The sequence below is a fragment of the Desulfovibrio sp. JC010 genome (assembly GCF_010470675.1).
GTDB lineage: Bacteria > Desulfobacterota > Desulfovibrionia > Desulfovibrionales > Desulfovibrionaceae > Maridesulfovibrio.
This window is the reverse complement of sequence record NZ_VOIQ01000002.1, coordinates 152952-164889: the sequence shown is the minus strand read 5'-3', so window position 1 is coordinate 164889 and position 11938 is coordinate 152952. Positions and strand designations below refer to the sequence as shown.

Genomic DNA, 11938 nt, shown 5'->3' with positions numbered 1-11938 from the left:
ATGTTTCAAGATATTCCAGACAGACAGCCTCCGGCAACCGAGGTCGGCGTCATCGGCTGGGTATGCAAGAACCTGCTCTGCCCGTGGTATAACGCCGTATTGACCATAGTTTCCTGCTGGACCATCTGGTCGGCGGTAGCTCCATTCTGGGAGTGGGCGGTGACCAACGCTTCAATCTCCCTTGATCCTGAAATTGCCAAGCAGCATAGCGGAGCGGCATGGGGATTCATCCGCGACATGTGGCCTGTATTCATGACCGGGGTTTACCCTGCTGAAGAACGCTGGCGTCCGTTAATTGCCCTGTGCATTGTGGTGCTGCTGGTCAGTTTGAGTGTTGTCGGCTCATTCAGGCGCAGCCGTTGGCTTAAGGTTCTCTGGTTTGTATCGCCCGTGGTTGTATTCGCGCTGGTTTACGGCGGCGGAATCACCGGGCTGCCCGTGGTGGGAACCCACTACTGGGGCGGCCTGATGCTGACCATTATGCTTTCCATTGTCGCCATGCTGGCGGCATTTCCCATCAGTGTGCTGCTCGCTTTGGGCCGCACTTCGGATATGCCCATCGCCAAGCCTTTTTGCGTGGCCTACATTGAACTTATCCGCGGTGTCCCGCTGATTACCATCCTGTTCATGGCCTCGGTGGTCCTGCCTCTTTTCCTGCCTTCGGGCATGGAATTGGATAAAGTTTTGCGTGCCTTGGTGGGTATCACCATGTTTTTTTCCGCCTACCTTGCGGAGAACATCCGTGGCGGTCTGCAGGGCATCAGTAAAGGGCAGTACGAGGCGGCTGACGCGCTGGGTATGAGCTATTGGAAAAAGACCATTGTGGTTATCCTGCCGCAGGCTCTGCGCATTGTAATTCCGCCCATGGTCAACAATTTTATCGGGATTCTTAAAGATACTTCTCTCGTGGGCATCGTCGGTCTGGTGGATCTTTTGCAGATCGCATTCGCTACCACATCCAACCCCAAATGGTTCGGCAGGCTGGAGGAAGCCTACGTATTCATTGCCTTCTGGTACTGGATTCTCTGCTACGCCCTTTCCAGCTACAGCCAATATCTTGAACGCAAGATGCCTTCCGCAAGTAAATAGAGGAAAAAAGAATGACTTCTACGCATACAAATACCGCTACCCATCTGGGCGACAGCCCGGTTGTGATCGATATACAGGGTTTGAACAAATGGTACGGGCAGTTTCACGTACTTAAGGACATCAACCTCCAGATCCGCCAGCAGGAGAAGGTGGTCATCTGCGGGCCGTCCGGATCTGGTAAATCGACCCTGATCAGGACCATTAACAGGCTGGAGGAACATCAGGAAGGTGTTATCAACGTTGACGGTGCTCCGCTGACCAATGATGTCAAGCAGATTGAACGCGTGCGCCGCGAGGTGGGCATGGTTTTCCAGCAGTTCAACCTGTTTCCGCACATGTCCATCCTTGATAACGTCATTTCCGGTCCCATCCACGTACGTAGTATGCCGCGCAAGCAGGCTGTGGACCTTGCCCATTCCTATCTTGAGCGGGTCGGCATTGCCGAGCAGGCCAACAAGTTTCCCGGTCAGCTTTCCGGCGGGCAGCAGCAGCGCGTAGCCATTGCCCGCGCCCTTGCCATGCAGCCCAAGATCATGCTTTTTGACGAGCCCACTTCAGCCCTCGACCCGGAGATGATCAAGGAAGTCCTTGATGTAATGCGCGAACTGGCCGAGCAGGGCATGACCATGATCTGCGTGACCCACGAGATGGGGTTTGCCCGCGAAGTGGCCGATACCATGGTTTTCATGGATAAGGGCCAGATCGTGGAATACGCCCCGGTGAAGGAATTTTTCACCGCACCCAAGGAAGAACGCAGCCGTGCCTTTCTTGAGCAGATTTTGAATCATTAGGAATGCCTCCGGCGGCCCTTCGGGGACCAAAGAACCCTTTGGAAAAAGGGTTCTCTGGACTCTCCCAAACCTTTTATTAGGCTTCGCCCTAAATTTAAATAATGTCATTAAAATTAATAAATAGTAGTCCCTTAATCTGGGCGCATCGCGGGGGGCGTTCCCTCGGACCTGAGAATACTCTTGCGGCTGTGCGTAAAGGCAAAGAGGCCGGGGCGGACGGCTGGGAACTGGATGTGCAGATGACCAAAGACGGAGAGATTATTCTTCTTCATGATTTGAATCTGCTGCGTTCCACCAATGCGGGGGTGCATCCGCTTTTTGTGGGTAATCCACCTCTTTTGCCGTGGAGATTTACTCTTGCCGAGCTGAAAACACTCAGTGCGGATATCTTCCCGCGCCGGTTTTGTCCGCCCAAATATAAGGAACAGCCGTGGCGGGAATTGCCGGAAAGCCTGCCGGATGATCTGCGTATCCCCACACTGGCTGAGGCCCTGAGTCTGAGCCGTGAGCTTGATATGTTCGTCAATGTTGAGATCAAGGATCTCAGTAAAGCGGTGCCTGATTCCCTTGCCGGGGATATTGTGGAGAGGGTGCTCGGGGTTATCCGGGCGCAGAAGATGGATGATCAGGTTGTGGTTTCATCATTCAACCACGACTACGTGCGCAGGAGCAAAGAAATTGCTCCGCATATTCTCACCGGGGCTTTGACCGAGCACAATTTTAGCGGTGATCCCGTTGAGGCTGTCCGCAAAGTCAATGCCGATGCATGGCATCCGGGCTATCGTTGTCTGACTGATGAAGGGATTGTCAAAGCCGTGCGTGAAGCCGGGTTGGCAGTAAATCCGTACACAGTTAATGAAGTGGAAGATATGCAGCGACTGACCGATTGGGGCGTGACCGGGCTGGTTACTGATTATCCCCAGAATGCATAGAAATTAACCGGGCAGGCGCAAGGAAGCCAGGGGGCTCCCGGTGACGTTGCGATAGATTTATTTGATGGCAATACAAACGGCGTACTGGTTAAGTCCCGCTTGACTGGCAAGTGAATCAATATGAAGGGCTGTAGTAAGAAACTGGGAATGTTCATCTATATTGGAGAGGATGTCATTTAGCCCGGAGTGGTATATTACTCCGCCGGTGAATATAATTGTAGGATTTTTGAGCCTTTTCTTTAATGAAGGGATGATGGATTCGGAGTCAGCCGCTTCGGAAGGGTCTGTTGCAATCATTACTTTTTTGCTTGGCCGGGCTACATGTCTGCTTACTTTTCGGCCATCAGCCAGATGGAAATACTCATCTGAAAAACTGTTTCTGAAAGTATTGATAAGCTCAAGCTCTTCATCGGACCATTGAAATCTCGATTTGCCGATAAAGTCATTCATAAAAAAAACGCCGCCGGGTTCAAGCAGATTGTATGTCTCGCAAATGGCTTTATCACAGTCGAACATATGGTGAAGGGAATTGTCCCAGTGTATGAAGTCATAAAGCGGTGAATCCTCAGCCCGGAACTCCTGATTATATATATTCACTCTATCGCCGAAACCGTTTTGTCTAAAACTGTCGGCGGCTATACTGGTTCGTTCTTTGCTGAGGTCATATAAATCAAAAGATTCAACAATTCCCTGTTTCATCAGGTTCAGTTCTTTAGTTCCCGCTCCGCATCCGATGGACAGGCCCTTCCGGAATTTTTTATTACCCGTCATTTTGTTCAATAAAACAATTGCCCCCTGATTGAAACCGGGGAGCTCTTTTCCGCATATAATTTTATTCACGTGACGGATGATTCTTTCTGATTCCCACCATCTGAGGCGCGAAACGGGTTGATTAGAGGGCATTCTGTCCCAATATGCAGCAATTGTTTGATTGGTTTTTTGATCGGTCATTTTTTTATGTATAGCGGCAAAATGTAGTTGTTTGTATGTCTCAATTGAAAGATATATCTGCCGATTTTTCAGTATCAACTATGTCCAGATATGGGATGACCGTCAATCCTCATTTAAGCAATCGAAAAAAGAAGGCGGACCTGAGTCCTCTGATTCAGGTCGGTACCATTTATATAGTTGCTAATGGTGAAGGAAATGAGGTAAAGCGAATTATCCGAGATTCGTTCGGAAATGTAATTGTCGATACCAATAAGCAGATGGACATCCCGCTCGGATTCGCAGCCGGGCTGCATGACAAGGACACCGGATTGGTTCATTTCGGATATCGCGAATACGACCCAACCATCGGCAGGTTCATCCAGCCCGATCCGCTGGGGCTTGCTGGCGGGGACGTGGATGTATACGGGTATTGTGCTGATGATCCGGTTAATTTTATTGATCGGGTCGGGTTGTTTGACGTTTCGGGATCAGGACATGCGGGAGAACACGGTAAGTCGGATACTTTAGGTGGAGGTTCTGGAGGAGCTCTCGATGGTCTTCTTGGACAAGGCAAAGGAGTTCTTTCAGGCATGCTGGGCGGAGAAGGCTCCGGTGCTGGCGGGGCCAGTAATGGTGCGAGAAATGGTGGGCAAAATGCGCGGAATAATGCGAATTATGAGCAAGGGAGCAAGCAGGCTACAACGGACCTGAACCAATCTGGAGCGCGGAAAGGTCAGGCAGTGGCGGACGCAACTGCAGAATTGGCGGATAAGCAGGCTAAGTATGGTGCAAAAGAGCAGGCTAAGAGGGATCGTGCGGCTGCGGCGGATAAGAGGAATAGTCAGCGGCGTGCGGCTATAGAAGCAACTAATGGTTGGTCCAGTCCATTTACTGATACTGTTGATCCTAATGGGCAAGCTAAGCCGAATACAACTCAAGATGATCCGGCTAAAACTAGCGCACAACATGCTCGGGAAATGGAGAAAACCTATAAAGAGGTGGCTAAAAAGCAACGTGCTGATGAAAAGGCGAGGAAGGATAATATAGCTCGTGCTGGTTCAGAACTTCGGGAAGCTCGGCTACGTGGGGATGTTCGTGCCAATAAAGGTAAGAAGAATAAAAATGGTTTAAGTCTTATGGAACTCGGCACTTCCGGTTTGAAAGGAGCAGCAAAAGGAGCACCGATCGGAGCAACTTGGGGGTCAACATTTGGTCCGGCAGGAACATTGGCTGGTTTTTGGACTGGAGCTATTGTAGGTGCTCCTGTCAACATGCTCTATGACGTAGGGGGGATCGCTATCTCTGACATTTTTGGTCCAGACAAAGATTCTCAAGGGCGGTTACGTGATGCAATGGAAAAATCTAATACTAAAAGTAAAAGAAGGTAGAGTCGGTGGTGATGTATTTATGGTACTTTCTTATTGGTATTGCGCTCCTTGTGGGGCTAATGTTTATCATGCCAAGGTTTACAAAGAGTATTTGTTGCCATAGTTGTGGACAAGAATATGGGGTGTTGCCTCTTAAGGACCTAACAAGAGTTACAGTGGTTATCTTTGTATTAATGCTGTTGGGGGATATCTTCGTGCTTGGTGAAGGGATATCTTTTATATGCTACCTTACTGGAATAACCGTTGTTTATTACCTTCTAAAAAAAGAAGGATATAAATGCCCTAACTGCAAAACAATAAATCAACTCCCATAAATTAACTTAAAAGCCCCCGGACTCCGGTCCGGGGGCTAATTTTATAGCTAAATAGAATCTTACTGCTGTGTCGCCTCGCGGGTTTCCCAGCATTCCTGATTGATTTCATTTTCGCTGTTGGCTACTGCGCAGGTTACGGCGAGGTCTCCGGTAACGTTGGTGCAGGTGCGGCCCATGTCGAGCAGGGCATCGATACCGAAGATCATGGCATAGGCCAGCGCGGTGGGGGATCCGGCTGTGATTTCCAGACCCACGGAGTTGAGCACGATCATGAGCATGATTGCGCCTGCGCCGGGGATGCCTGCGGTGCCGAGGGAGGCCAGTACAGTGGTCCCGATGACGGTGATCTGCTGGCTGGCGGTGAGGGGTTCACCGATGGCGTAGCCGATGAACAGGGCACAGACACCCTGATAGATTGCGGTGCCGTCCATGTTGATGGTTGCGCCCAGCGGCAGTGAGAAGGAGTAGATGCTCTTGTCCACGCCCAGTTCTTTGTCAGCAACTTCCATGCTGATGGGCAGTACGCCGCTGCTGGAGCGGGTAACGAATGCGGCAATGGATGCGGTCTTGACCTTTTTGAAGAAGGTCATGGGGTTTACCCTGAAGAGCAGTAGACCGCCGCCGTATACGAGGAAGATGTGGCAGGCGAATGCAAGGTAGGTGGCGATAACAACCACACCCAGCGGTCCGGCAGCCTTGGAACCCTGAGCACCGAAAACAACGGCGATGAGCGCGAAGACCCCGATGGGTACATACTGCAGCACCCAGTTGATGATCAGGTACATTACTTCAGCAAGACCTTCGAAGAGATAGAACAGGGAGTCCCCGGCATTCTTGATGCGTCCGTCTTCACTGTGGCGCAGGATGGAGATGGCAATCCCGGTGATGATGCAGAAGAAGATAGTGGAAAGCACATCCCCGGTGGTGATTGCCGCAAAGGGGTTCTTGGGAATGATGTTGATCAGGATATCGAGAAAGGATGTTGCCTTTGGGGCTGCTACTTTGAGGGTGGCACCTTCTGCTGCCAGTTGAAGACCGTTGCCGGGCTGGAGGATGTTTCCGAAAAAGAGGCCGATGGCAACCGCGAACCCGGTGGTGATCATGTAAAAGGCCATGCATTTTGCGCCGACCTTGCCGAGCTGACTGGGTTTAACGCTGCCTGCACCCACAATAATGGTGGAGACGATTACAGGCATTACGATCATTTTCAGGGAGCGGACCAATATATCTCCCAGCGGTGAGAATATTTTGGCCTCTGGTCCCATAATAATACCGGCAATTGCGCCCAGTACAAGACCGATAATGATTCGAATCAACAGGTTGCTTTTAAAGTACCAAGAAAACATCTTCCCTCCTGATGTTGGTTAAGAATGTGCTCAAAAAGAATTTTCAGATAAACAAAATTTCGTTTATCGAAAAAATATGTGGGATTTTAAGAGAAATCCGGAAAAGTGTAGGGTGTGATAGCAGCTCTTGGTAATCTTCGCAAGTTTGCGGCCAACACGCCGTTTGTCCGATGATGCCGAAAACGGACTATGTAATCGAATGTAATATATTTTTATCCTTCCGGATGGCAAAATCTGGTGGGGAACCGCAATGGTTCCCCGACTGGTTACCCAAACGAAAAAAGGACTCACGATTTTCATCGTAAGTCCTTGAATTCTCTGGTATGAACGAGCAGTTTTGAACTGCTGACCCCTTGCATGTCAAGCACAGATTAATGGTCTTAGTGCTTTGTATTGATTCATCTTTTTTCTAGAGGGTCAACATAAACCAGTGATGTTATGGGAGTGTTATACCCTTTGGTTGACCATCGGTTGACCGTCCCGGTTGACCCAGTTTTTTGATGATTCTGAGGCTCGTGGGGGGGAGACGATTTTAAATAGTTCATTTTTTTCAAGGCGGACCTGAGTTACCTGACTCAGGTCCGTTTTGCCGTTTAATTTTTGAGGTCAAAAGGGAGAGGTGCTTTGGATCATAAGGATTCAGGGTACCCCCCAACAACCTTAAAAACTGGAGGAAAGAATGAACTCTTTCAGCAATTATCGGATGGAGCTTAGACCCCGTAGTGAACTTACAACCGGGCTGGTCTTGTACGGTGAAACTGAACCAGCGGAAATGCAGATTGAAAAACTCTGGAAAATCGTTGATCGCAGAACTGGTGAGGAGCTGGTTGAGCCGAAGCGCGATCTTTCGGAATTTGAAACTGGCGATATCCTTTATCCTACCATGCGTAAGCCGGACATTCAGGCTCGGTGGGATCAAAATCAGCGTGAGTATGAATCTGCAAAGGAGCAGTCTTTCCGTATCAAGCGGCTGTGCCATGCGCGGTTTATTCGGGAGAATCGCAATTTACCGTTGGCACAGGATTTGGCAAAGACTGAATACGGCAGAGATGTTCTTGCCGAAATGGATGCTGTTCGAGCTGATTTTGTTGAGCATTGTGATCAAATACAGAAAAGCCAACAAGTTCAGCATCCTTATGCGCAAACTGGAACCGGAGAGAGTATCCATGATGAACTTGCCGAGGAAGGTATTGAAGTCGATCCTGATGAAAAGGTTCGCACCGTCGCTTTTAACGTTCCCGGAGCTGATAATCCCTTCACCATTCTGGCTACTGCTCGTGATGAAAAGTGGCGCATAGTTGAGAGGTTGCTTGCGTTTGAGCCGAATGATCTTCACCTCCAATATGGATACGATGCAGACGGGAGGCTGAATAAGGTTTGGGAGGGTGATCGCCTTGTTGAGTAGTACCAGTACGGAGAGCGGGGCGAGCGATTAGTTTCTGAAACATTGCATTCTGAGCGCATCCACTACGAGTATGATGATAAGCTTCGTCTGCTGCAGGCTGGTGATACCACATACACATACAACGCTTATGGAAGTCTGGCTGAGAAGAAGGTTAAGAATAGGATTACGAAATACGAATACCTGTCCAACGGGCAGTTGCATAAGGTTGTACTGCCTGATGGCCGGATTATCGAATACGTTTGTGATAAACGTGGTGTGCGCATTGCTAAGAAAATTAACGGTGAGGTCGTCGAAAAATATAAGTGGAAAGATTTCAAGACCCTTGAGTCAATCACTGACGGAACGGGTAAGAATAAAATTACTTTTACCCGTGATGAAGAGTCCGGTCAGATAGTTATGACATCCGAAGGTAAGATGTTTTATCTGGCAGTTGATCAGGTCGGATCAGTTTTTATGGTTGCTGATGATCAGGGAAATGAGCTAAAGCGAATTATCTATGATTCGTTTGGAAATATATTAGTTGATACAAACGAGCGGTTTTATCTGCCGCTAGGTTTTGCATCCGGGCTTACTGATAAAGATACCGGGTTGGTTCATTTCAGTTTCCGCGAGTATGATCCTGAGATTGGACGTTTTACTGCCCAAGACCCGCTTGGGTATGGCGGTGGTGATGTGGATGTTTACGGGTATTGTCTGGATGACCCGATTAATTTTCATGATCCTTTGGGGTTGGAAGCTGGTGGGATTTGGGGGACCATGCCCCACAGGCATAATGTGAAGATGTGGTATATCTGGAAGGCTCGCGAAGGAGCTTGTAAAGATTGTTTAGCAAAAAATAATAATGTTTTTGAAACACCAACTATGGAGAGGCCACATCCCAATTGTAGGTGTGAGCAAGTTGAGTGTCAAACTTGGGACGAGTTCACCAAATGGGAAGAAACAAAAAGATTGGGCAATGGACCAGCGACAATGTCACAACCTGTTTTTCCTCCTGGAGCAACTACCGTTGGCGTGACGTGGAGAAGAAAAATTCGTGTTGAAGAGAGTAGGACAGTAAAACATTTCAGAATGATGGAAGGAAACATTGAACTTTTGTATTCAAATTTTGAAACAAGGACTATCACCAAGACGGAAGTAAGGGGTGGTACTGCGCATAGGGCAAATTCAAATTATGGGGTTGAAAATGGAGATTCGTGGTGGGCTACAAATCCGTGGACAGGACAGACGATAGGTGGGGGATATGATTCGTGAATTTTTACTTGTGGTTTTTGTTTTTATGTTCGCGTGCTGTGAATTGCATGCGGAGAATCTCAGTGCGGATGTTTTTCTTGGCCCTAGTCTTGGCGAAACTATAGTTATACGGCATTCGAACGGAGGCGGGATTACCAAGAAAACGTGTACCTTTATTTCCGATTCTGGAACTTACTATATTGAAGAAAGGACAAGACTTCCCAAGAAGGATACTGCGCCTAAAGGTTTTCCTCCTGAGATAGCGAAAATGATTATGGGTGAGGCTGACATAGTTAATAACTATAAGTTGCAGGCAAAAGATGGTAAACTCGTCCTTGAGAGTATTTCTTTCAAAGGTGAAGAAAATATTCTCGTCGATTTTGTCGACAGAAGGTGGGCGCAGTTTTCGAGATCTCCAGAGGGCAAGGTGAAAACAGACTACGCTATTGTCAAGGAAGGGGAGGAGGTTATACTTGGGAAGTTACGGAAAGTTGTTCGCGTCAAATATTCACATGACTTTGATGGTCTTCACTATGCACAATCGTATGTGTTAGCATCTGGACTAGGTATCATTCGCAGAAGAAATTTGTCGCCCGGACCGAATAAGATTATATCTATATTGGTTGAAGAATAAATTCAAAGCCAGTCTCCTCGGAGGCTGGCTTTTTTTGAGCACAATTTTTACTTAAAATATGTGGGATACCGCTTGTCAGCAAGGCAAGATGCCAAACAAATAACTACAGATCACTGTAAAACCACACAAGTTCATACAATATCTCTGAAAAATGTTGACCCTTATGTTGACCCAACGAAAAAAGGACTCACGATTTGCATCGTAAGTCCTTGAATTCTCTGGTAGGAACGAGCAGCTTTGAACTGCTGACCCCTTGCATGTCAAGCAAGTGCTCTACCCCTGAGCTACGCTCCTACTTTTTTGTGCCGACTCGTTGTCGACGAAGAGTGTTACTACGTGAGAGGGACTTTGCTGTCAAGCAGTTTTTTCAGGTTTTTGCATGATACTCTTTCTTTTTCATAATAATCAGTTGGTTGGATTGAAAACGGGGTGTTGCGTAAGGGGGGATTTAATACGCTGATCCGGGATAATTTTACTGTTATCGGGAAGATATTTGCCTGTTTAGGCTTTTCTAAGGGATTGCTCTCTGATACTAAGGTTTTCTATGAGTGGGCAGAGCGAAGAAAAAATTTATAAGATCGGGCAGGCGGCCAAGCTTGTGGGCCTGAAATCGTACGTGTTGCGGTTTTGGGAGGGCGAGTTTGAGCAGCTGGAGCCGATCCGTACCCCGTCCGGGCAGCGGTTGTATAATGAAGAGCACATTACGCTGATCAGCCGGATCAAGACTCTTTTGCATGATGAGGGATTGACCATTGAGGGTGCCCGCAAACGTCTTGATTCCCCGGAAGATGAATTTGCTGAGGCTCCGCAGGAAACCGCTGCTCCGGCATCCGAGGCTCTGTCGCAGTTGCCGCTGTTCAGTCATGACAGGTCAGATTCCGGTCCGGACCGGACTCTTTTAAAGGAAATCCATAAAGATCTGCTGGAGATTAAGGATTTACTGGGCTGATAATATTTTTCGGTAAAAGAAAAGGGGAAGGATCGTTGATAGCGATTCTTCCCCTTTTTTGCTTTGGAGATTTTTTATTTTTGCATGGGAAATTTCCGGGTGTCCCGTGAATGGAGATAGAGGCAGAACGGGACGAATGCGCCGATGAAGCCGGGCAGCATGGGTTCCCATGGTATTTTGTGGAAAACAGGAATAACCATGGAGGCCCCGTAGAGAGTGGCAAAGCAGGATATGAATGAGAGGTAGAATGAGCGTGACAGTGCCCCGGCAGCGGCAATGGCGATCCCGGTCCAGAATATTTTCTCCGGCACAATGTGCGGGTTCATGGTGTAGACCTTCCATGAAATAAGCATGGTTCCGCCTGCGATAAGGGCTTCAAGGATCGGTGAATATTTATTCTGATCCAGCAGATGCATGATTGAACGCGGCAGCAGGAAGCAGGAATATACGCACAGGCCCAGAGAAAGGGGAAAGATGTAAAATAAAGCCTCGGTCATGTAAGCCGGGTCCGGGTCCGGGTTTAGCATATTCGGCAGAAAACCCTGATAGTGGGCGTAAAACAAAAATGCTCCGATGAGCACGGCAATGCTCGGCCAGAGTATGGCTTTGGGGACCTTCCTGTGTGGCTTGAGGTCGAATTTTTTGGCGATAATGAGCGGTATTATTGCCCCGAAAACTGCCATATGTCCAAAGCAGAAATAGAGCAGGGGCGTGTCGCGCATTCTGCGGGCAAACCTGTGCCCGATCATTTGAGGCCAGCTGGAATCTATGAGGCTGTCCAGCAGGCCCGGAAGCTTGACCATTGTAATCAGGTATAATGCGTAGGCGATAAGACTCGCCAGAAGGAGATGCCACTTGTTTTTCATGGAGATTGTTTGCCTGATTCTAAGGCTCTTGGCAAATGCTTATTGAGTAAAGTGTTTTTTCAAT

General features: G+C 48.4%; 11 protein-coding genes and 1 tRNA gene. 8 read left to right on the top strand and 4 right to left on the bottom strand.

Going from position 1 to position 11938, the window contains the following annotated elements:
* From FMR86_RS02985 to FMR86_RS02975, 3 genes are all read left to right on the top strand, one after another.
* A complete protein-coding gene (locus tag FMR86_RS02985) occupies positions 1-1089 on the top strand; it encodes an amino acid ABC transporter permease (RefSeq protein ID WP_163349593.1) in 1089 nt (362 codons plus the stop codon).
* A gap of 11 nt (positions 1090-1100) precedes the next feature.
* Positions 1101-1880 carry an amino acid ABC transporter ATP-binding protein gene (locus FMR86_RS02980; protein ID WP_163349592.1) on the top strand — a complete coding sequence of 260 codons (780 nt, stop codon included), beginning with the start codon at positions 1101-1103 and terminating at the stop codon, positions 1878-1880.
* A 101-nt stretch (positions 1881-1981) separates the two neighbouring features.
* Positions 1982-2812, top strand: coding sequence for a glycerophosphodiester phosphodiesterase family protein (locus FMR86_RS02975; RefSeq protein WP_163349591.1), 831 nt, complete (start codon positions 1982-1984; stop codon positions 2810-2812).
* 57 nt (positions 2813-2869) lie between these two features.
* On the opposite strand, the gene FMR86_RS02970 is transcribed toward FMR86_RS02975, so the two are convergent.
* Positions 2870-3763, bottom strand: coding sequence for a class I SAM-dependent methyltransferase (locus tag FMR86_RS02970; protein WP_163349590.1), 894 nt, complete (start codon positions 3761-3763; stop codon positions 2870-2872).
* 35 nt (positions 3764-3798) lie between these two features.
* Between FMR86_RS02970 and FMR86_RS02965 the strand changes: the two genes are divergently transcribed.
* Positions 3799-5130, top strand: a complete 1332-nt coding sequence (locus FMR86_RS02965) for an RHS repeat-associated core domain-containing protein (protein WP_163349589.1) — start codon at positions 3799-3801, stop codon at positions 5128-5130.
* A gap of 373 nt (positions 5131-5503) precedes the next feature.
* On the opposite strand, the gene FMR86_RS02960 is transcribed toward FMR86_RS02965, so the two are convergent.
* Positions 5504-6790 (bottom strand): dicarboxylate/amino acid:cation symporter, encoded by a 1287-nt coding sequence (locus tag FMR86_RS02960; RefSeq protein WP_163349588.1) that lies wholly within the window; start codon positions 6788-6790, stop codon positions 5504-5506.
* A 679-nt stretch (positions 6791-7469) separates the two neighbouring features.
* Here FMR86_RS02960 and FMR86_RS02955 point away from each other — a divergent pair.
* Genes FMR86_RS02955 through FMR86_RS02945 form a run of 3 tightly spaced genes read left to right on the top strand, consistent with a single transcriptional unit; the run spans position 7470 to position 10059 of the window.
* Entirely contained in the window at positions 7470-8195 is a 726-nt protein-coding gene (locus FMR86_RS02955) for a hypothetical protein (RefSeq protein ID WP_163349587.1), read from the top strand.
* A gap of 42 nt (positions 8196-8237) precedes the next feature.
* Positions 8238-9446, top strand: coding sequence for an RHS repeat domain-containing protein (locus FMR86_RS02950; protein WP_163349586.1), 1209 nt, complete (start codon positions 8238-8240; stop codon positions 9444-9446).
* A complete protein-coding gene (locus tag FMR86_RS02945; RefSeq protein ID WP_163349585.1) occupies positions 9436-10059 on the top strand; it encodes a hypothetical protein in 624 nt (207 codons plus the stop codon). The genes FMR86_RS02950 and FMR86_RS02945 overlap by 11 nt, the downstream gene beginning before the upstream one ends.
* Before the next feature lie 219 nt (positions 10060-10278).
* Here FMR86_RS02945 and FMR86_RS02940 read toward each other — a convergent pair.
* Positions 10279-10353 (bottom strand) — tRNA-Val (locus tag FMR86_RS02940).
* A 250-nt stretch (positions 10354-10603) separates the two neighbouring features.
* On the opposite strand from FMR86_RS02940, the gene FMR86_RS20735 reads away from it, so the two are divergent.
* On the top strand, positions 10604-11008 hold the full coding sequence (locus FMR86_RS20735) for a MerR family transcriptional regulator (protein ID WP_163349584.1): 405 nt from the start codon (positions 10604-10606) through the stop codon (positions 11006-11008).
* A gap of 74 nt (positions 11009-11082) precedes the next feature.
* Here FMR86_RS20735 and FMR86_RS02930 read toward each other — a convergent pair whose 3' ends face one another.
* Positions 11083-11874, bottom strand: coding sequence for a hypothetical protein (locus FMR86_RS02930; protein WP_163349583.1), 792 nt, complete (start codon positions 11872-11874; stop codon positions 11083-11085).
* Between the last annotated feature and the right edge of the window lie 64 nt (positions 11875-11938).

Excerpts from the sequence above, each read along its gene's own strand:
- FMR86_RS02970 (WP_163349590.1), bottom strand. The coding sequence starts at position 3,763 with ATGACCGATCAAAAAACCAATCAAACAATTGCTGCATATTGGGACAGA.
- FMR86_RS02945 (WP_163349585.1), top strand. The coding sequence starts at position 9,436 with ATGATTCGTGAATTTTTACTTGTGGTTTTTGTTTTTATGTTCGCGTGC.
- FMR86_RS02955 (WP_163349587.1), top strand. The coding sequence starts at position 7,470 with ATGAACTCTTTCAGCAATTATCGGATGGAGCTTAGACCCCGTAGTGAA.
- FMR86_RS02985 (WP_163349593.1), top strand. The coding sequence starts at position 1 with ATGTTTCAAGATATTCCAGACAGACAGCCTCCGGCAACCGAGGTCGGC.
- FMR86_RS02975 (WP_163349591.1), top strand. The coding sequence starts at position 1,982 with ATGTCATTAAAATTAATAAATAGTAGTCCCTTAATCTGGGCGCATCGC.
- FMR86_RS02980 (WP_163349592.1), top strand. The coding sequence starts at position 1,101 with ATGACTTCTACGCATACAAATACCGCTACCCATCTGGGCGACAGCCCG.
- FMR86_RS02965 (WP_163349589.1), top strand. The coding sequence starts at position 3,799 with ATGTCTCAATTGAAAGATATATCTGCCGATTTTTCAGTATCAACTATG.
- FMR86_RS20735 (WP_163349584.1), top strand. The coding sequence starts at position 10,604 with ATGAGTGGGCAGAGCGAAGAAAAAATTTATAAGATCGGGCAGGCGGCC.
- FMR86_RS02960 (WP_163349588.1), bottom strand. The coding sequence starts at position 6,790 with ATGTTTTCTTGGTACTTTAAAAGCAACCTGTTGATTCGAATCATTATC.
- FMR86_RS02930 (WP_163349583.1), bottom strand. The coding sequence starts at position 11,874 with ATGAAAAACAAGTGGCATCTCCTTCTGGCGAGTCTTATCGCCTACGCA.